The organism is Thermoflexus hugenholtzii JAD2, assembly GCF_900187885.1.
GTDB classification, from domain to species: Bacteria; Chloroflexota; Anaerolineae; order Thermoflexales; family Thermoflexaceae; genus Thermoflexus; species Thermoflexus hugenholtzii.
The window spans coordinates 18,992-37,345 of record NZ_FYEK01000020.1; the positions used below are offsets into that span (position 1 = coordinate 18,992).

The 18,354-nt window shown below is 69.1% G+C and carries 15 protein-coding genes and 1 riboswitch; of the genes, 11 read left to right on the plus strand and 4 right to left on the minus strand.

Annotated elements, in window-relative coordinates; translation table 11 throughout:
• The first annotated feature begins 2 nt into the window (after positions 1-2).
• The 6 genes from queG (at position 3) to amrB (ending at position 4,374) form a co-directional block, all read left to right on the plus strand.
• Positions 3-1,070 (plus strand): tRNA epoxyqueuosine(34) reductase QueG, encoded by a 1,068-nt coding sequence (queG, locus tag CFB18_RS04755; RefSeq protein ID WP_088570659.1) that lies wholly within the window; start codon positions 3-5, stop codon positions 1,068-1,070.
• Positions 1,067-1,525, plus strand: coding sequence for a GIY-YIG nuclease family protein (locus CFB18_RS04760; RefSeq protein WP_088570660.1), 459 nt, complete (start codon positions 1,067-1,069; stop codon positions 1,523-1,525). The genes queG and CFB18_RS04760 overlap by 4 nt, the downstream gene beginning before the upstream one ends.
• A gap of 103 nt (positions 1,526-1,628) precedes the next feature.
• Positions 1,629-1,817, plus strand: coding sequence for a HicB family protein (locus CFB18_RS04765; RefSeq protein WP_088570727.1), 189 nt, complete (start codon positions 1,629-1,631; stop codon positions 1,815-1,817).
• Positions 1,787-2,644 carry a lipoate--protein ligase family protein gene (locus CFB18_RS04770; protein WP_159461578.1) on the plus strand — a complete coding sequence of 286 codons (858 nt, stop codon included), beginning with the start codon at positions 1,787-1,789 and terminating at the stop codon, positions 2,642-2,644. Before CFB18_RS04765 ends, CFB18_RS04770 begins: the two co-directional genes overlap by 31 nt.
• Positions 2,635-2,919: a DUF503 domain-containing protein gene (locus CFB18_RS04775; protein ID WP_159461579.1), complete on the plus strand. Its 285-nt coding sequence runs from the start codon at positions 2,635-2,637 to the stop codon at positions 2,917-2,919. The genes CFB18_RS04770 and CFB18_RS04775 overlap by 10 nt, the downstream gene beginning before the upstream one ends.
• Positions 2,920-2,964: 45 nt before the next feature.
• A complete protein-coding gene (gene amrB / locus CFB18_RS04780; RefSeq protein ID WP_088570663.1) occupies positions 2,965-4,374 on the plus strand; it encodes an AmmeMemoRadiSam system protein B in 1,410 nt (469 codons plus the stop codon).
• A 116-nt stretch (positions 4,375-4,490) separates the two neighbouring features.
• Here the strand turns inward: amrB and CFB18_RS04785 are convergent, their stop codons facing one another.
• On the minus strand, positions 4,491-4,727 hold the full coding sequence (locus tag CFB18_RS04785; protein WP_088570664.1) for a hypothetical protein: 237 nt from the start codon (positions 4,725-4,727) through the stop codon (positions 4,491-4,493).
• Positions 4,728-4,960: 233 nt separating this feature from the next.
• On the opposite strand from CFB18_RS04785, the gene CFB18_RS04790 reads away from it, so the two are divergent.
• Both CFB18_RS04790 and CFB18_RS04795 read left to right on the plus strand, forming a co-directional pair.
• Positions 4,961-6,337 (plus strand): S8 family peptidase, encoded by a 1,377-nt coding sequence (locus CFB18_RS04790; protein ID WP_143597520.1) that lies wholly within the window; start codon positions 4,961-4,963, stop codon positions 6,335-6,337.
• A gap of 76 nt (positions 6,338-6,413) precedes the next feature.
• A complete protein-coding gene (locus CFB18_RS04795; RefSeq protein ID WP_088570666.1) occupies positions 6,414-7,334 on the plus strand; it encodes an isoaspartyl peptidase/L-asparaginase family protein in 921 nt (306 codons plus the stop codon).
• A gap of 13 nt (positions 7,335-7,347) precedes the next feature.
• On the opposite strand, the gene CFB18_RS04800 is transcribed toward CFB18_RS04795, so the two are convergent.
• Complete coding sequence (locus tag CFB18_RS04800; RefSeq protein WP_088570667.1) at positions 7,348-7,764, minus strand: hypothetical protein; 417 nt, start codon at positions 7,762-7,764, stop codon at positions 7,348-7,350.
• A gap of 96 nt (positions 7,765-7,860) precedes the next feature.
• Here CFB18_RS04800 and CFB18_RS04805 point away from each other — a divergent pair, with 96 nt between their 5' ends.
• The 3 genes from CFB18_RS04805 to CFB18_RS04815 all read left to right on the plus strand — a co-directional run bounded on the left by CFB18_RS04805 (position 7,861) and on the right by CFB18_RS04815 (position 12,388).
• Complete coding sequence (locus CFB18_RS04805) at positions 7,861-8,658, plus strand: TlyA family RNA methyltransferase (protein WP_088570668.1); 798 nt, start codon at positions 7,861-7,863, stop codon at positions 8,656-8,658.
• A 152-nt stretch (positions 8,659-8,810) separates the two neighbouring features.
• Positions 8,811-8,964: riboswitch (SAM riboswitch) on the plus strand.
• A 176-nt stretch (positions 8,965-9,140) separates the two neighbouring features.
• Positions 9,141-10,331 carry a methionine adenosyltransferase gene (locus tag CFB18_RS04810; RefSeq protein WP_159461580.1) on the plus strand — a complete coding sequence of 397 codons (1,191 nt, stop codon included), beginning with the start codon at positions 9,141-9,143 and terminating at the stop codon, positions 10,329-10,331.
• 113 nt (positions 10,332-10,444) lie between these two features.
• Positions 10,445-12,388 carry a glycosyltransferase family 39 protein gene (locus CFB18_RS04815; RefSeq protein ID WP_159461581.1) on the plus strand — a complete coding sequence of 648 codons (1,944 nt, stop codon included), beginning with the start codon at positions 10,445-10,447 and terminating at the stop codon, positions 12,386-12,388.
• Positions 12,389-12,413: 25 nt separating this feature from the next.
• Here the strand turns inward: CFB18_RS04815 and CFB18_RS04820 are convergent, their stop codons facing one another.
• Both CFB18_RS04820 and gyrB read right to left on the minus strand, forming a co-directional pair.
• A complete protein-coding gene (locus CFB18_RS04820; protein WP_143597521.1) occupies positions 12,414-16,058 on the minus strand; it encodes a HEAT repeat domain-containing protein in 3,645 nt (1,214 codons plus the stop codon).
• A gap of 243 nt (positions 16,059-16,301) precedes the next feature.
• Positions 16,302-18,320, minus strand: coding sequence for a DNA topoisomerase (ATP-hydrolyzing) subunit B (gene gyrB / locus CFB18_RS04825; RefSeq protein WP_088570672.1), 2,019 nt, complete (start codon positions 18,318-18,320; stop codon positions 16,302-16,304).
• Between the last annotated feature and the right edge of the window lie 34 nt (positions 18,321-18,354).

The window sequence follows — 18,354 nt, forward strand, 5'->3', positions numbered from 1 at the left end:
CCGTGGTCCTCAAGGAACGCCTGAAAGCCTATGCCCGCTCCCTCGGCTTCGACCTGATCGGGGTGGCCGCGGCGGGCCCCACGCCCTCCGCCGATCGCTACGAGGAATGGGTCCGCGCGGGCCGCGCGGCCACCATGGCCTACCTCACCCGGCCCGAGGCCATCGAGAAGCGTCGGGACGTCCGCCACCTCTGGCCGGAGGCCCGCTCCGTCATCGTGGGGGCCATGAACTACTACGCCGGGGATTTCCCGCCGCCCCGGGAGGATGTTCCGCAGGGACGGGTCGCCCGCTACGCCTGGGGGGAGGACTACCACGAGGTCCTGCGGGAGCGCCTGGAGGCGCTCTTAGAGTTCCTCAACCGGGAGGCCGGCCGCCCGGTGCGGGGACGGATCTACGTGGACACCGGGCCGGTGCTGGAGCGGGCCTGGGCCGTCCAGGCCGGCCTGGGATGGATCGGCAAGAACAGCATGCTCATCCACCCCCGCCTGGGCTCCTACCTGTTCCTGGGGATCCTGCTGGTGGATCTGGAGCTGGAGCCCGACCCGCCCTTCCCGACGGACCACTGCGGCACCTGCACCCGCTGCATCGAGGCGTGCCCGACGCGCTGCATCCGCCCCGATCGCACGCTGGAGGCGGAGCGCTGCCTCTCTTACCTGACCATCGAGCGGCGGGAGGAGATCCCGATGGAGCGGCGGGCAGCGATCGGGGACTGGATCTTCGGGTGCGACATCTGCCAGGAAGTCTGCCCCTGGAACCGGCGGTTCGCCCGGCCGACCGCCGAGCCGGCCTTCCAGCCCCGGGAGGGGATCCCCCGCTTGGCCCTGGCAGAGATCCTGGGGATGGATGAGGCAGCATTCCGGGCGCGGTTCCGCCGCAGCGCCATCCGCCGGGCCAAACGGCGGGGGCTGGTGCGCAACGCCCTGGTGGTCGCGGGGAACCTGCGGGCGCGTTCGCTCCGCCCGCTGCTCGAACGCTGGCGGGCCGATGAGGATCCCATCTTGCAGGAGCACGCCGCATGGGCTCTGGAACGGATAGAGGAAGCCCAGGTCCTTTTAGAGGGTCCGGGATGAAAGCCGCGCGGGGTGTTTATGTGCTGTGGCTGGAGGCGTGGGGGGAGGTGGTCATCGGCCGGCTCGGGCGCTGGCCCCTCGCTGGGACCTACGCCTATGTGGGCTCGGCCCGGGGGCCCGGAGGCTTCCAACGGTTGGAGCGCCACCGGAGGGTGGCGGAGGGCCGGAGCTCGACACGTCGCTGGCACATCGATTACCTGCTCACCGCCGGGCAATGGCGGGGCGCTTTCGTGAGGGAGACTGAGGATCCCGCGGCGGAGTGCGCCCTGGCCCGGGCCCTGGCCGAACACCTGCCCCCCGCCATCCCGCACTTCGGAAGCAGCGACTGCCGCTGCCCCACCCATCTCTTCGCCGTCCCCGATCCCGAAGGATTCCTTCAGTTACTCGCCGCCCAGGGCCTCCGGGCTTTCCCGGAGCGTGAGGATGCAGGCGTTCGGTCCGCCTGGATGCGTTAAAATGAGTGAGAGAAGGGGACTCGATGGGGATCATCCGCCAGGAGGGCGCTCCGGGGCGCGGGCGCCCCGCGGGTTTCCCTGAGCCACCGGGAGGAGCGAATCGATGTTTTCCGCATTGGTCGAGGCCGCGATGGAAAAGGCCCGCTTCCGCCAGCTGGAGGACGGGACCTATTACGGGGAGATCGAGATGTACCCGGAGGTCTACGCCACCGGAGCGACCCTGGAGGAATGTCGCCGGGAGCTGGAGGAGGTGTTGATCGAGTGGCTGCAGGATCGCCTGTCCCGCCCGTGACCTTCCCGCCCGCCCGCTGGCGTCTGCTGTGGTCGCCTCCTGCGGACGGCGCCACCCAGATGGCCATCGATGGGGCCATTGTGGAGGCCGTGGCGGCCGGGGAAGCTCCGCCGACAGTGCGCTTCTACCGCTGGGATCCGCCCTGCCTCAGCCTGGGGCGGAGCCAGCCGGTGGAGGAGGTGGATCTCTCGCGCTGTCGGGCCGATGGGGTCGAGGTGGTGCGGCGGCCCACGGGGGGACGAGCCATCCTCCACGCGGAGGAGCTCACTTACAGCGTGATCTTCCCGGAGGCCGACCCCCGGGCGGCCGGCGGCATACCGGAGACCTTCCGCCGGTTCGCCCAGGCCTTCGCGGCCGCCTTACGCGCCCTGGGCGTCCCCGACGTCGCCCTGGCCCCCCCGCTGGATCCGCGCGTCCGGGGCGAGGGGTTCGTCTGCTTCGAGGTGCCCACGGACTCCGAGCTCACCGTGGGCGGGCGCAAGATCATGGGCAGCGCCCAGTGGCGTCATCGCGGCGTGGTGCTGCAGCACGGCTCCCTCCCCCTGGACGGCGACCCGGGGGCCATCGCCCGGTATCTACGCCGCGGGCCGGATCCCGAACGGCTCCGTCGGCGGGCGATCACCCTTCGGGAGGCCGTGGGGCACCCGGTGGCTTTCGAGGTGGCGGCGGAGGCGATCCTGATCGCGTTCCGCGAGCTCCTGAACATCCATGTCTTTCCGGGGGACCTGATCCCGGCGGAGGCGGCGCGGATCCCGGCGTGGCGGGATCGCGTGGCCATCCTGCGGCGGGAAGGGGAGCCCCAGCAAGGAGCATGGCGATGGTCGTAGGCACCTGCACGGTGGAGCTGCATCTGCCGGAGGCGCTGTCGTTGAAAGACAAGCGCAGCGTGATGAAATCCCTTATCGCCCATCTGCGCCAGTCCTTCAACGTGGCGGCGGCGGAGATCGATCATCAGGACTTCCCGCAATCGGCCCGGCTGGGCCTGGCCACCATCTCCAACGACGCCGGCCACATCCACGCTACCCTGGAGGGCGCCGTCCGCTGGATCCAGGCCCATCGGCCGGACGTGATGGTGGTGGATTGGGAGATCGCGATCCTGTGAACGCTCCCGCGGGCGCTCGCCCGTTCACAGGGAAAGGAGCCTGGGATGGCGTATCGGACCACGCTTGTCCGCGAGCCTGCGGTGGCCGGCGCCTTCTACCCGGCGGACCCGGGGGCGCTGCAGGAGATGGTGGATCGCCTGCTCGCGGAGGCACCTCGCTATGAGACCGAGCCGGCCGCCCTGATCGTCCCCCACGCCGGCTACATCTACTCGGGCCATGTGGCCGCGTGGGGGTTCCGGCAGCTGGAGGGCCGTCCTTACGACGCTGTGGTGGTGCTGGGCACCAACCACGTGGAGCCTTTCTTCCGCGAGATCTCTGTCTGGGCCCGGGGTGCGTGGCGGACTCCCTTGGGAGAGATCCCCATCGATGAGGAGCTGGCCGACGCCCTGCTGGCCGCAGGCCCGCCGCTGCGCTTCGTCCCCGAGGTCCATCTGGAAGAACATTCCATCGAGGTGGAGCTTCCCTTTCTGCAGCGGCTGTTCCCCGAGTTGCGCTTCGTCCCGGTGATGATCGGGGAGCCTTCCCCGGAGAACATCGAGGCCCTCGCGGATGCCCTGGCCCGGGCCCTGGCCGGCCGGCGGGCCATCGTCATCGCCAGCAGCGACCTCTCCCATTACCCGCGGGATGAGCACGCCCGTCAGGTGGACCTCAGCGCCATCGGTGCCATCCTCTCACTGGATGAGGAGCTGCTCCGCCATACCATCGCCGAATGGATGGCACGTCGGATCCCGGGGCTGGCGACGCTGATGTGCGGCGAGGGGCCCGTGCGCACGGCCATGGCCTACGCCCGGCGCACCGGCGCGGTCCACACGACCCTGCTCCGCTACGCCAACTCCAGTGACGTCCCCTACGGGCGCAAGGACCATGTGGTGGGCTACGCGGCTATCCGCTTCGCCCGGGAGCCGGATCCCCCCCTTGGCGCTGAGGATCGGCACACCCTTCTGGAGATCGCCCGGGAGGCGGTGACCCACGCGGTGCATGGGCGGCCCCTGCCGGAGCTGTCGGTTTCGTCCCCCGCCTTGCAGTTGCCCCGCGCCTGTTTCGTGACCCTGACCCGGGGCGGCCACCTGCGGGGATGCCGGGGGGAGGTCTGGCCGCGCTCGGATCTCGCCCACGCCGTGCAGCGGGTGGCGGTGCTCTCCGCCCTCGATGATCCCCGTTTTCCTCCTGTGACCGTGGAGGAGTTGCCCCATCTGGAATATGAGATCAGCGTCCTCTCCCCGCTGCGGCCGGTGGCCGACCCTGAGGAGATCGTGATCGGGCGGGACGGCCTCTTCCTCCTGGCGGGGGGCCGCACGGGGTTGCTGCTCCCCCAGGTCCCGGTGGAGCAGGGATGGGATCGGGAGGCCTTCCTGCGGGCCATCTGCCTCAAAGCGGGCCTCCCGGAGGACGCCTGGCGGTGGCCGGAAGCCCGCCTCTTCCGCTTCGAGGCGGAGGTGTTTGGGGAATCGTAGGAAGCGCACTGCGGAGAGGGGGCGCGTCGATCCGGCCTTCTATGGAGCTGGGCGACCAGCCCTCCCTTGATTTCCATCTTCCCCGTGGCGCGCTCCCATCGAAGGACATCGTCCGTTCACCAAGCACGGCCATACACCTTTTCAGCCAGCTCCGCCCCCAGTATCATCTCCGCCAGCATCCGGCGCACCTCTTCGGGCGTGGCCTGGGGATGGCGCTGTCGGATGCCGCGGATGGCCAGCGTGCGGACGGTCTCGTTGAGGCTATCCACGATCGCGAATTTCTTCCACGGCGGCATACGCCGGATCCATTCGATTTGAAGGACCCTGATCTTCGGATGGGTGTCCGAGAACATCCGGCCTCCTATGGCGATCCGGCTTGCCTCGCACGAGTTGCGCTCTGCCTTTTGCGGGATGGCCGAGGATCGGAGGTCCGAAGTTCGAGGAGTCCCCGAACATCCGCTGCTGATCCAGAAATCCATTTTATCCCACAAACCCTCTTTTGACTCGCACGCCGATGCCGTCGGTTTGGGGAGTCCACCTCGGGTCTAAAATTGTGCATATCAACGGTTGAAGGAGGAGGTGCATGATGCGTGGGTCCAGACGGCTCGTCCTGGTGCTGGCCTGGATCCTGGGAGGGCTTCCGGTCGCGAGGCCGTGGCCGGGTGCATCCGGCGCCTCCGCCGCGCCGGCGTGTTTTCTCCCGCTGGAGGATGGCCGTTGTCTTCCCCCGCCGACCCTGGCTGATTCGGCCCCACCGCCTGCAGCGCATGCGCAAACGGCCTCGGCCTCCCGGGGCCTCGGCGTTCTGGTGAAGCGCAAGGCGGACGTCCCGCCGGGTGCTTTCCGGGTAGGCCTGGCCGCGGCCGGCTTCCCCGGCGCCGAGGCCTTAGCCGTCCCCCGCTGGTGGCGTATCCCGGTGCCGCCGGGGGAGGACCCCGAGGCCCTGGCGGCGCGGCTGCGCCAGCGCCCCGACGTCGAAACCGCCGAGGTTGACCGCCCGGTCCGCATCGCCTTCACCCCTAACGATCTTTACTACGGCTATCAGTGGAACCTCCCGCAGATCCGCGCCCCCCAGGCCTGGGACGTCATCACCGGGACCGCCGGGGTCTGGATTGCCATCGTGGACACGGGGGTGGATTACACCCATCCGGATCTCGCCTCCTCCCGGCTGTGGTTAGGGTGGGATTTCGCAAACAGCGACAACAATCCAATGGATGACCATGGCCACGGCACCCACGTGGCGGGGATCGCCGGGGCGAATACGAACAACGGCCAAGGCGTCGCCGGCGTGTGCTGGGGCTGTGACCTGCTCGCGGTGAAGGTCCTGGATGCAAGTGGAGGGGGTTATGCTTCGTGGGTGGCGGATGGGATCCGGTATGCCGCCGACTGGGGGGTGGCTTTCGGAAAGCGCACGGTCATCAACCTGAGCCTGGGGAGCCCATATCCCAGCCGCGTCCTCGCCGACGCCGTCGCCTACGCCCAGGGCCAGGGCGCCCTGATCGTGGCGGCGGCGGGGAACGATGGCGTCAATGAGCTGTTCTATCCGGCGGCCTATCCCGGGGTGATCGGCGTCGCCGCCACGGATTCCTCGGATCAGCGGGCATCATTCTCTAACTGGGGATCCCATGTGGACATCGCTGCGCCGGGAGTGAGTATCCTTTCCACAATGTGGGGGTGGTATTACTTTGCCGATGGCACCTCCATGGCCACGCCCCATGTAGCGGGGGTGGCGGGATTGGTGTGGTCGGCGGGGCCGGCCCTGACAGCGAGCCAGGTGTGCGGCGCCCTGCTCCGCACCGCTGTGGACCTGGGGACCCCCGGGCGGGATGACATCTATGGATACGGCCGGTTGAACGCCGAAGCGGCGGTCCGCAGCGTGGTGCCTCCCCCACCCGGCCCGCCTCCCGGGCCCTATCGGGTATATCTCCCGCTGGTGATGTCGCCGCCCTTCGTCTGCCCGTGAGGAGGGAACTGGCGGCCGACCCCTGAGCCCGGTTATCCTTGGAGACGCCAACTTCCCTTGCGGTAAAGGCGCTCTGATGCCGCGACCGATCCTCATCGTTCACGGTGGCGCGGGGACCATCCCGGAGGAGCGCCACGCGGCGGCGGTGGAGGGATGCCGCCGGGCGGTGCAGGCGGGATGGTCGATCCTGGAGGCCGGCGGCTTCGCCCTGGACGCGGTGGAGGCCGCCGTGCGGGTGTTAGAGGATGACCCCACCTTCAACGCCGGGCGGGGCAGCGTGCGAACCCGAGCGGGCACGGTGGAGATGGATGCCCTGATCATGGAGGGGACTACCCTGCGCGCCGGGGCCGTGGCGGCTGTCCGTCGAGTCCGCAACCCCATCCTCCTGGCCCGGGCGGTGATGGAGCGCACCCCCCATGTCCTCCTCGTGGGCCCGGCCGCGGAGGCCCTGGCCGAGCTGCTCGAGCTCCCCATGGCGGACGATGCGGAGTTGGCCGCTCCCCGGGACCGCCTGGGCGAGGAGCTCCCCCGGCCGGAAGGGTCTGTGAATCTCCGGGAGATCCTGGCGCAGGCTCTCTCCGGGCCGATGGATACCGTCGGGGCGGCGGCTATGGATGCCGCGGGCCGCCTCGCCGCCGCGGTCTCCACCGGTGGTATGTCGAACAAGTGGCCGGGCCGGGTGGGGGATTCGGCCCTCATCGGTTGCGGGGCTTATGCGGACGACCGGAGCGGGGCGGCAGTAGCCACCGGATGGGGGGAGACCCTGATGCGGGTGGTGATCGCCAAGACCGCCTGCGACTTCATGGCCCTGGGGCTCTCCGCCTCGGGTGCCGTGACGGCTGCCATCCGCCTGCTGGAGGAGCGGGTGAATGGGCGGGGCGGGCTGATCGCCATCGACCGGGAGGGCCGCATCGGCATCGCCCACAACACGCCCCATATGAGCTGGGCGTGGACCGATGGACGTGTTCTGGAGGCCGGGATCCGCGCGCCGGAGTGAGCGCGGGGCTTGGTCACCGGCGAGTCCGGAGCCGCTCCAGCTCGAGGCTGAGCCGCAGGGCGACCCCGCTGAGGACCCCAGTGAGGTGCGCGGCCAGGTAGGGGGAGATGTCCAGCTCTCGCCCCAGGATCCGGGTTTGATAGAAATAGGGGGCCCAGGCCAGCACACCCAGATAGATCAGGAGCCGGCTGAGCCAGCGCCGCCGACCACCATGCTGCGCCTCGCCTGGACGTCCTTCCATTGCCGCCGCCCGGGCCCGCAGCCGCCACCCGCCCAGCACGCCCGCGAGATGCGCCGCCAGGAAGGGGAGGATCGGCCAGTCCTCCCCCGCCACCGTCGCCGTGAGGAAGGGGACCCAGACCAGCACGCCCAGGAGGATCAGCCCGTTGCCCAGCCACCGCCATGCCTCCGGGTTGAGGGAGAAGCCCATGAAACCTCCACCATAGATGAGTTTTCTGTGCTTTCATGTTGCCCGGAGAAGCCGTGGGCGGCAAGAAGCGCGGATCCGGTTTATGGGAAGAAGGCGATGGCTCGAGTTCGTCTGGATCTTCTGCTGGTGGAGCGAGGGCTGGCGGAGAGCCGGGAGCGGGCGCAGCGCCTGATCCGCGCCGGCCGGGTCCGGGTGGGGGATCGGGTGGTGGATAAGCCCGGGGCCCTGGTGCCGCCGGACGCGCCGGTGCGGATCACCGAGCCCTTCCCCTATGTGAGCCGCGGCGGCCTGAAGCTGGCTGCTGCCCTGGCCCGCTTCCCGGTCCTCGTGCGGGGGGCGGTGTGCGCCGATGTGGGCGCTTCCACGGGGGGCTTCACCGATTGCCTGCTCCAGCATGGGGCGGCCCGGGTCTACGCCATCGATGTGGGCTACGGCCTGCTGGACATGCGGCTGCGCCAGGATCCACGGGTGATCGTGATGGAACGGACCAACGCCCGTTATCTCACGGAACTGCCGGAGCCCGTGCATCTGGTGACCATGGACGTCTCCTTCATCTCGGTCCGGCTGATCCTTCCCAATGCCCACCGCTGGCTGGTCCCGGAGGGCCACGCCATCGTGCTGGTCAAGCCTCAGTTTGAGGCCGGGCGCGCCGAGGTCAAACGGGGCGTGGTGCGCGACCGCGCGGTCCACGAACGGGTGTTGCGGACGCTGATCGAGTGGAGCCGGGCGCATGGCTGGTGGCCCCGGGGGCTGATCCCCTCGCCGCTGCTGGGGCCGGCGGGCAACGTGGAGTTCCTCCTCTGGCTGCAGAAGGGAGAGGGGCCGACGGATGTCGAAAACCTTCTCCACGAGGCGTTCGCCGAACTGGAGGCCCATCCCCCAGCCCGGGAGTAGCACCGGCTTCCATGGCCCTAACCCGAAAGTCCCGCAGGGTGAGGAGAATCCAGTTGACATTTTCTTTTGCTGTGGTAAGATAAACGCAAAAGGGATGATGGCGTCGTGGAAAGCGATGAGGCCTCATCCCGGGACAATTGAATAGAGCGTGGCACTCATCGAGAGAGGCGGAGGGACCCGGCCCGACGAAGCCTCGGCAACCTCCCGTGGAGCATCAGGGCCGACCGGGGAGCACGCCGCCCCCCGGCGGAGCGCTCCCGGGGATGGTGCCAAATCCGGCAGACGGTTCGGTCTGGGAGATGAGGTGGCCCGCAGCGGCGATGTGCCTCTTCTTCCCAGAAGAGGCTTTTGTTTTGCCCCGCCCCTCCTCCCGGCGGGGTGTTTTTATGTCCGCGCCCCGCCGGATGGGACAGGGTCGTGTAGTTCGGAAGGGGACGAACCCTCGTAAGAGGGAGTCATCCTGAATGAAAGGAGGACCCGGGATGCGGAACATCGTGGTTTCCGAAGCCGGCGGCCCTTACATCGAGGACCTTCCGGTGGAGATCGTGGAGCGGAAGGGCATCGGGCATCCGGATAGCCTGTGCGACGGCATCGCCGAGCGCATCAGCCGGGAATACACCCACTGGTGCGAGGAGCACCTGGGCGGCGCGCTGCACCACAACTTCGATAAGGTCCAGCTGGTCGCCGGAGAGGTCTCGGTGCGCTTCGGCGGCGGAGAGCTGCTGAAACCCATCCGCATCCAGATCGCCGGCCGGGGCACCCCCTACTACAACGGCCAGGCGATCCCAATGGAGACCATCGCCATCGAGGCCGCCCGGGCCTATCTGCGGGAGACCATGCGCTATCTGGATCCGGTGAAGCATGTGATCATCGACTGCTTCGCCGGGCGCGGCGCCAGCGAGCTGATCGACATCGTCCATCAGGTGACCGCCAACGACACCAGTTTCGGCGTCGCCCACTGGCCCCGCAGCGGCCTGGAGGAGGCGGTCTACCAGGCCGCCCAGTATCTCAACTACGAGCTGATCAACCAGTTCCCCATCGGCGAGGACGTCAAGGTCATGGGGCTGCGCCAGGGGAACCAGGTCATCCTGACCGTGGCCGTCCCCTTCATCGCCACCCGGGTGCACGATGCGGCGGAGTATGAAGAAGCCAAGCGGGGGGTGCAGGAGGCGCTGCAGCGCTTCGTCTCCAGCCTCCCCGCCCTGGAGGGACGAACGGTCCGGGTCGACGTCAACACCGCCGATCACGCCAAGCGGGGGGATTTCTACCTGACCCTGACCGGGACCAGCGCCGAGATGGGCGACGATGGCGCCGTCGGCCGGGGGAACCGCATCACCGGCCTGATCACCCCCTTCCGCTCCTCCAGCCTGGAGGCCGCCGCTGGCAAGAACCCCATCTCCCACGTCGGGAAGGTCTACAACGTGCTGGCCCTGGAGATCGCCCGGGACATCGTCGCCCGCCTTCCGGAGATCCGAGAGGCCACCGTGTATCTGCTCTCCCAGATCGGGAAGCCACTGGATCAGCCGCTGATCGCCAACGCCGCCGTCCGGGTCCGCTCCGGCCGGCTCACCCCGGGGATCCAGGAGGCCGTGCGGGCGATCGTGGATGAACACCTCTCCAACATCCACCAGGTCCGCCGTAAGATCATCGCCGGCGAGGTCTCCCTGTTCTGAGCCTTCCTGCCCAGGGAACGGACGCCTTCGAGGGCTGAGCGGGCGCACCGATGCCCCGCTCAGCCCTTTGGAGGAATCCTCCGCGCGATTCCCGGCTGTGTGGAGCCTGCGGGATGCCCCGACGAACCCGGATACGATGGCTGGCAGCGGTCGCCCTGCTCTGGCTCGCCGCTCTGCTCCGCTGGCTGGACCTGCCTCACATCCCCTATGGGCTCTGGTATGACGAGGCGTATTACGGGCTGGATGCGCTGCGGGTGCTGCAGGGGGAGGTGCGGATCTTTTTCCCGGAGAACAACGGCCGCGAGCCCCTGTTCATCTATCTGGTGGCCAGCGCCATCGCCATCCTGGGGCCCACCCCTTACGCGCTGCGGCTCACCGCCAGCATGATCGGCCTGCTCGCGGTGGCCGCGGCCTTCCGAATGGCATGGACGATCTCCCGGCGCTGGGAGGTGGGTGCCCTGAGCGGGGCGCTGATGGCTTTTCTGCTCTGGCCTCTGAACCTCAGCCGGGTGGGGTTCCGGGCTGGGCTGTTCCCCTTGGCGGCCGCTCTCACCCTCTGGGCCTTCACCCGCGCCGCCCGCAGCGGCCGGGAGCGGGACTGGGCTGTGGCTGGATGGATCTGGGGGCTGAGCTTCTATACCTACTTGGCCGCCCGCATAACGGTTCTCCCCATCGCCCTGGAGTTGCTGCTCGGGCGCTGGCGGGCGCCGGATCGCTTCCGGGTTCGAGCCATCGGGGCCTTCCTGGGATGCGCGCTGCTCACCGCCTCGCCGCTGATCGCCTATTTCCTCACGCACCCGGCGGAGTTCACCCTCCGTGGGGAGCAGACGGCGGCCTTCCAGGGCGGGCGCCCCTGGCTGGGGGTGGCCAAGGAACAGGCCCTGCGGGTAGGCGGGATGTTTTTCTGGCAAGGCGACTCGTATCCGCGCCACAACACCGAGAGCCGCCCGGTCTTCGATCCCCTTTTGGCCTTCGCTTTTCTGGTCGGCGGGATCCAGGCCTTTCGCCGAGCGCCTTTCACAGCCCTGTGGGGGATAGCCATGCTGCTGCCCACGTTCCTGGCTACCGAGGCCCCCCATTACCTGCGGGCCAGCGGGGCGCTGCCGGTGGTGGTCTTCTGGGCCGCCCTCGGCCTGTGGACCCTTGCCGGGGCGGCGGCCCGCTGGGCCCGCACGCCCTGGGCGGCGGCCCTCCTCCTCGGGGGCGGGCTCGGCCTCAGCTTCCCCTGGCACGCCGTCGCTTACTTCCATCCGGGATGGTGGGCCCAGGCCCAGGTGCGCGGGGCCTTCTCCCTGGATTCGTGGGAGGTGGCCCAGGAGATCCGCGCCTTCCGGCGCGCGGAGCCCTCCGGGACCGTGGTGCTCTCAGAGCGCCTCTGGGCCGGGCGGGCGGAGATGCGGTTCCTCCTCTGGGGGGAATCCGGCGTGCGGATCCGGCGGCTGACGGAGGATCCTCCCGATCCGCCCCCGGCTCCGGCGATGGTCATCGGCTGGCAATACGAGGAAGTCCCGCTCCTGCGGCGGTGGCTTCCTCCGGGCGCGCTGCTTTCGGTGCGGGCGCCGCCCCCGTGGCCGGGAGAGCGCGTTCCCCGCTACCGGGTGATGCGGGCGGAGCCGCCCGATCGGATGCGCTCGAATCTGCGCGCGGTCTTCGCGGATGGGATCGCGTTGCAGGGAGGGATGGCGGTGCGGGCGGGACGGTTCCTCACGGTGACGCTGGACTGGGAGGCGGTGGGGCAGCCCTCCCGGGATTACAGCGTCTTCGTCCACGTCTACCGGGAGACGGAGGCGCCCCGGTGGCCCCCGGCCATCCCACCGCAGGCCCAGCACGATGGCGGGATCGCCGAGGGCGCCTACAACACGGGGGTCTGGCGACCCGGCGACCGCATCCGGGAGGTTCGGGTCATCCCGCTCCCGGAGACGCTCCTTCAGGGGCCGTTAAGGGTCTGGGTGGGCCTTTACCGGTGGGAGGATGGCGCGCGCCTCCCGCTTCGGGGAGGCGGCGAGGCGGTCGCCATTCCGGTGGAGGAGGCCGAGCGCTCTGCCCGGTCCCCATAACCGTTCCGCAACGCCTCATCCGCGGTTAACCCGCCGATCGGCCTTCCCCTTCGGGCGGCCGGAGACGCCCTTCCTCAGGGGCGGAAGGAGAGAGGGTCTCCCGGAGCAGCAACCGCACCCGAGCCCGTTGGGCGATCTCCATCACGGTGAGGAAAACCGCGTTGGGCATCTCCGACGCCGGCAGCGCCCGGATCAGCGCCTGCACGGTGTCGGGATCGTTCCCCACCCGACGCAGCGCCTCCAGAGCGCGCCCCTGGATGTAGGGCGGCATCTCGGGATCCAGGGCCAGGGTCAGCAGGGTCTCCTCGAACTCCGGCCCGGCGCAGGTGACCAGGGCATCCGCGGCCGCCCGCCGCAACGGCATCGGGGTCTCCGGATTCCGAACTAGGATCCAGAAGGTCGGGAATGCCTCCGGCCCGCCGTGGCGCTCCAGGATCCGGAGGATCCCCTGGCGGACGGGGAGATCCAGGGCGCTCTCCAGAAGCAGCCGGGCCAGGGGGGCGATCAAGGTGGGATCCCACAGGTTCCCCAGGCTTTCCGCCATGGCCTGGCGGATCGCCGGATCGATCCGGACGTCCGGGAGCATGGCGAGGATCTCCGGGGCTGCCGGGCGATGATGGAGCGTGGCGAGGGTCAGGGCGATGGCCCCCCGCACATGTGGATCGATCCGCTCGTCGCGCGCCAGCCACATCAGCTCCTCGCCGATCTCCGCCGCGCCCAGGACGCCGAGGGTTTCGGCGATGGCCTGCCGCACCGAGGAGGGGATTCGCTCATCGGGCAACAGCTGGATCAGCGAACGCACCACCTCGCGCGCCCGGAGCGTCCCCAGGGCGTCGGCGATGGCCCGGCGAGCGGTCACCGGGAGGTTCTCCGCGCGCAACAGGGGGATCAGCTCGGGGGCCACGGAGGGATCGCGGATCAACCCGATGGCCAAGGCCGCCCGGGCCTGGATAAAGGGATCTTCGGTGGGATCGCGCAGCCGTTCCAGGAGGGCCGGGATGGCGGCGGACGCGCGCATCGCGCCCAGGGCCAGGGCGATCCGCTCGCGGATTGTGGAATCGGCGTGGCGGTCTCGCAGGACCTCCAGCAGCTGGGGGACTGCACGGAGGGCCCCGATGGCGGCCAGGGCGTCCGGCACCAGCGCCCGCAGGGAGGGATGGGCCTGAGGGTCCTGAAGGATCTGCAGCAGCAAGGGGACTGCGCGGGCCTCCTTCAGCCGGCCCAGGGCGATGATCGCCTGCCGTTGCAACAGCAGGCGGGCGAACTCCTCCTGCTCCGCGCCGGCCAGGCCGAGCCAGTGGCCCAGGCGTTCGAGCCACGGCCGGAAGGGGCTGCCTGAGCGGAGGATCCACGTGCTCACCTGTGCCCGAAGGCGGTGGCGGGGGCCTTCCCGGAGCAGGCCTATCAGCCACGGGCTGAACTCCCGGAAGCCGGCCTCGGCCAGGCCGTTCACGATCGCCGCCCGGAGGCTCACCTCCAGGTTTGGATCCTCCGCCAGGGTCAGCAAGGTCTCCAGATGCGAGGCCTCGGCGAGAGCCGTCGCCGTCTCGATCATTCGGCGCCGGAGCTCCAGCGGCAGGTCAGGATCCCGGATCAGGGGCACCAGCTCCTCCACGATGCGGCTATCGCCCAGGGTGCGCAGCGCATCCAGAAGGGTCTCGCGGACGATGGGGTTCAGCCAGGGAAGGCCCAGGTGCTCGACCAGGGCTGGGCCCAGAGATCGATCGCCGATGCGGGCGATGGCCATCACCACCTTGCGCCGCAGCTCCACCCCCAGGCTCTCATCCCCGATGAGATCCAGGAGGTCCCGGGCGATGGCGGGATCCCCCAGATGCCCGAGGTGTTCGGCGATCTGCTCTCGAATCGGAAGCGGAATGCGATCGTCCCGCAGGGCCAGGGCCAAGAGCCCAACGGCGCGGGGGCCCTGCTCCCGGGCGATGGCTTCCACAATGGCCGCGCGGGCGCTGAAGGGCAGATCTGGACGGCGGAGCTGATCCGCCAGCCACTCCAGCTGGCCCGGGATGCCGGCCAGGATGGAGGCGGCCTCCTGTTGCAGGAACGAATAGGGGGCCTCCGTCAGCAACGTCCGCAGGCGCCCCACGATCGCGTCCCGGATCTCCGTCTGAAGGTGCGGAGCCTCCATGAGGCATCGGCCGGCCAGCCGGGTTCGGGTGTAGAAGAAGTCGTCCTCCGGCTCCAGAAGCTCCGTCAAGAGCCGCCGTGCGGCCGCGGGCTCGCTCAGGCCGGCGAGCATCACCAGCGCCTCCTGCCATTCCGGCTCCTCGGCCTGCTGCACCAGCTGGGCCTGCCGCGAGGGATCCGCCAGGGCGGATTGGGCGATCAGGGCCGAGGCGAAGGCCGGATGCCGGAAGGCGATGGTGGACCCGGGAGTGATCAACCCGCAGCGCTCCCGCAGCCAGGAGAGGGCGGCATGGACCTGGGCCGTCTCCAAGCGGGGATCCTGACGCAAGAGATCCGATAGATCTTCTTCGATGAATCCGATGGGGAGGGAGGAGCGGCGCAGCCAGCGCATCGCCCAGGCCAGATGTTCCAGGGCCGTCCGTTTGAGGGAGGCCGGGAGATCCTCCTCCGGGGGGAGAGCCTGAGGGCGGTCCATCAGGATCGGGACGAGCTGGGCGTAGAGGGCGGAGCGACGCGCAGGCAGGCCCCCGCTCTGGACGGCGAGAGCGAGAAGCCCACTCAGGAATCCGGGCTGGCGGGCCAGCTCCCAGCGCTCCGCATTCTCCCGCAGCGCCGACAGCAACGCCTGGGGATCTGGAAGGGCAGGCCCTTTGCGGCGGCCCAGGGCCGCCTGCCAGCGCTCGATCAGCGTCTGGATCTGGGGATCTGACCAGGGGGCGAGGTCGAAGCCGTCAAATCCCTCCAGCCGCAGGGCCGGGTTGTTCCCCGCGATCACAATGGAGCATCGCGTTCGAGCGGCCAGCTCCTCCAGCGCCTCCAGGAGGGTGGCCTCCGCGTCCGGGCGATCCGTTTGCCCCAGATCATCTACCAGCAGCGCGCACCGGCCCTGCTGTAGCCAGCGTTCCACCTGATCCGCAGGCAGAGAGAGCGCTCCCCGGCTGATCCGGTAGAGGAGCCCTGCCAGTTGCGGGCCCAGGGGGAGGTGAGGCTGGTAGTGGGCGGCCGATAAATAGAAAGGGATTTGAGCGGTGAAGGTGGCGGCGGCGGGCACCCGGTCCGCCGCCAGCGTCCGGAGCAGCGCCAGCAGGCCCTGCGGCCGTCCCCGGACGGCCTCCGACCAGCGGAGGGCCAGCATCTGCAGGAGCGTGGTCTTCCCGGATCCCGGTCCGCCCACGATCCACCAGCGGAGCGCGGTGGGGGCGTTGGCGGAGGAGGGCTGGCGGAGGATCAGCGGAGGGACTACGAAGACCTGCTCCAGCGGGATCGGAGCGATGAGGTGTTGCAGGGGCCCGGTGGCGTGGGGGAGGACTGGCTGGATGCGCGCTGCGACCCGCCGGAGGTTTCCTTCCCGGAACGATCTGCCGACCCGGCGGCTCAGGAAGGCCCCGGCGCGATGGAGAAGCAACGGGATCAGCAGCGTCAGCAACGCCCCCAGAGCGGCTGCCAGAGCCAGCATCACCCACTGGATGAGATCGGTCCGCGCCTGCAACAACAAGTGGAGCACCTCTGTCCCCTGCCCGCCGACCATCGTTCTCATCTCCTCGAGATCTTCTCAGGATATGGCGATGCTGCGGCGATGGGCCCGCAAATTTCCTCGTGTTGGGCAAGACGGACGAGCTCCGAAAGCCCGTTTGAACCCCTGGCTGTTACGGAAACCGCTGTCCGGTCTTCCATGGATATGGTTTAATCTTCCAGACTGATTTCTCCATAAAGGCTGGGCGGACGCCCGAAGCGTCCGCCCAGCGTATGGATTTGGCGCTTTGGGATGCGCCTACACGTCAAGGTTGCGCACCTCTTTGGCGTGCGCCTGGATGAAGCGGCGGCGGGGCTCCACCGCGGCGCCCATCAGCATATCGAACACGCGATCTGCTTCCGCCGCGTCCTCGATGGTCACCTGGAGCAGGATCCGCCGCGCCGGGTCCAGGGTGGTCTCCCACAGCTGCTCCGGGTTCATCTCGCCGAGTCCCTTGTAGCGCTGGGTGACCACCTGGCGTTCGTCGGAGGGGTCGATGCCTCGCTTGCGCAGTTTGGCGAAGATCTCGTCCCGCTCGGCGTCGGAGTAGGCGTAGAAGACCTCTTTGGTTTTCTTCACCTCGATGCGGTAGAGGGGTGGCTGGGCGATGTAGACGTGGCCGTTCTCGATGAGGGGGGTCATGTGTCGGAAGAAGAAAGTGAGCAACAGCGTGCGGATGTGGTTTCCATCCACATCCGCGTCGGCCAGGATGATGATCTTCCCGTAGCGGAGGCGGGAGAGGTCGAACTGATCCCCGATGCCGGTGCCGATGGCGGAGATGAGGGCCTTGATCTCCTCGTTGGCCAGCATCTTGTCCAGGCGGGCGCGCTCGGTGTTGAGGATCTTCCCCCGCAGGGGAAGGATGGCCTGGAAATGGCGGTCGCGGGCCTGCTTGGCCGAGCCGCCGGCCGAATCGCCCTCCACGATGAACAGCTCCGCCTTCGCCGGATCCCGCTCGGAGCAATCGGCCAGCTTGCCGGGCAAGGTGAGGGACTCCAGGGCGCTCTTGCGGATGACCAGCTCGCGGGCCTGGCGGGCGGCCTCCCGGGCGCGGGCGGAGGTCAGGCACTTCTGGATGATGGCCTTCGCCTCCCGGGGGTTCTCCTCCAGCCAGCGGGCCAGGGCCTCGCCGACCACGGATTCCACCGCGCCCTTCACCTCGGCGTTGCCCAGCTTGCTCTTGGTCTGGCTCTCGAACTGAGGCTCGGGGAGCTTCACGCTGATGACCGCGGTGAGGCCTTCCCGCACGTCCTCCCCGGTGAAGTTGGGGTCGCTCTCCTTAAGCAGGCCGGCCTTGCGGGCGTAATCGTTCAGGGTGCGGGTGAGGGCGGCGCGGAAGCCCGTCAGATGGGTTCCCCCATCCACCGTGTTCACGTTGTTGGCGAAGGCCAGCACCGTCTCGTTGTAGGCGTCCGTGTATTGCAAAGCGACCTCCACCAGGATGTCCCCCACGGCCTTCTCCACATACCAGATGGGGTGGAGAGGCTGGCGGTTGCGGTTCAGGTAGCGGACGAAGGATCGGATGCCGCCTTCAAAGTAGAAAGTGATCTCCCGGTCCTCCCGCTGATCCACCAGGGTAATGGTGAGGCCCCGGGTGAGGAAGGCCATCTCCCGGAAGCGCTGGGCCAGGGTCTCGAACTTGTAGTCGATCCCACCCCGGAAGATCTCGGGATCCGGCTTGAAGTGGACGATGGTGCCATGCGGGGCGGGAGGGAAGCGTGGGTGGGCATACCAGCCCTGAGGGTCCGCCTTCCCCACCCGCTCTACCGGCGTGGCCGGCCGGCCCCGCTCGTAACGCTGCCGATAGCGGTAGCCGTCCCGCTGGACGACGGCCTCGAGCCATTCGGAGAGGGCGTTGACGGCGCTGACGCCGACGCCGTGCAGGCCGGTGGCGACCTTGTAGCTGCCACCCCCGAACTTGCCGCCGGCGTGCAGGGTGGTCATCACCACCTCCAGGGCCGGCCGCCCGGTTTGCGGATGCACGTCCACCGGGATCCCCCGGCCGTTGTCCGTCACCCGAACGCTGCCGTCCTCCAGGATCTCCACCAGGATGTGGGTGCACACCCCCGCCAGGGCCTCGTCGACGGCGTTATCCACCACCTCGTAGACCAGATGATGGAGACCCCGGATGTCCGTCGAGCCGATATACATCCCAGGGCGCCGGCGGACCGCTTCCAGGCCCTCCAGGACCTGGATCTGGCTGGCGTCATAGGTCGAGACGGCCGCGGAAGCGCCGTCCGCAACGGATCGGTTGAGCCTGCGCGATTCGTTCGCCATATCGCCTCCTTGCCTCCCTCCCTTCGACGATCCC

What these genes read in the sequence shown, in the direction of transcription:
- CFB18_RS04760 (WP_088570660.1), top strand. Translation starts at nt 1,067, where the DNA reads ATGAAAGCCGCGCGGGGTGTTTATGTGCTGTGGCTGGAGGCGTGGGGG.
- CFB18_RS04765 (WP_088570727.1), top strand. Translation starts at nt 1,629, where the DNA reads ATGTTTTCCGCATTGGTCGAGGCCGCGATGGAAAAGGCCCGCTTCCGC.
- CFB18_RS04775 (WP_159461579.1), top strand. Translation starts at nt 2,635, where the DNA reads ATGGTCGTAGGCACCTGCACGGTGGAGCTGCATCTGCCGGAGGCGCTG.
- amrB (WP_088570663.1), top strand. Translation starts at nt 2,965, where the DNA reads ATGGCGTATCGGACCACGCTTGTCCGCGAGCCTGCGGTGGCCGGCGCC.
- CFB18_RS04785 (WP_088570664.1), bottom strand. Translation starts at nt 4,727, where the DNA reads ATGTTCTCGGACACCCATCCGAAGATCAGGGTCCTTCAAATCGAATGG.
- CFB18_RS04790 (WP_143597520.1), top strand. Translation starts at nt 4,961, where the DNA reads ATGCGTGGGTCCAGACGGCTCGTCCTGGTGCTGGCCTGGATCCTGGGA.
- CFB18_RS04795 (WP_088570666.1), top strand. Translation starts at nt 6,414, where the DNA reads ATGCCGCGACCGATCCTCATCGTTCACGGTGGCGCGGGGACCATCCCG.
- CFB18_RS04800 (WP_088570667.1), bottom strand. Translation starts at nt 7,764, where the DNA reads ATGGGCTTCTCCCTCAACCCGGAGGCATGGCGGTGGCTGGGCAACGGG.
- CFB18_RS04805 (WP_088570668.1), top strand. Translation starts at nt 7,861, where the DNA reads ATGGCTCGAGTTCGTCTGGATCTTCTGCTGGTGGAGCGAGGGCTGGCG.
- CFB18_RS04810 (WP_159461580.1), top strand. Translation starts at nt 9,141, where the DNA reads ATGCGGAACATCGTGGTTTCCGAAGCCGGCGGCCCTTACATCGAGGAC.
- CFB18_RS04815 (WP_159461581.1), top strand. Translation starts at nt 10,445, where the DNA reads ATGCCCCGACGAACCCGGATACGATGGCTGGCAGCGGTCGCCCTGCTC.
- CFB18_RS04820 (WP_143597521.1), bottom strand. Translation starts at nt 16,058, where the DNA reads ATGGTCGGCGGGCAGGGGACAGAGGTGCTCCACTTGTTGTTGCAGGCG.
- gyrB (WP_088570672.1), bottom strand. Translation starts at nt 18,320, where the DNA reads ATGGCGAACGAATCGCGCAGGCTCAACCGATCCGTTGCGGACGGCGCT.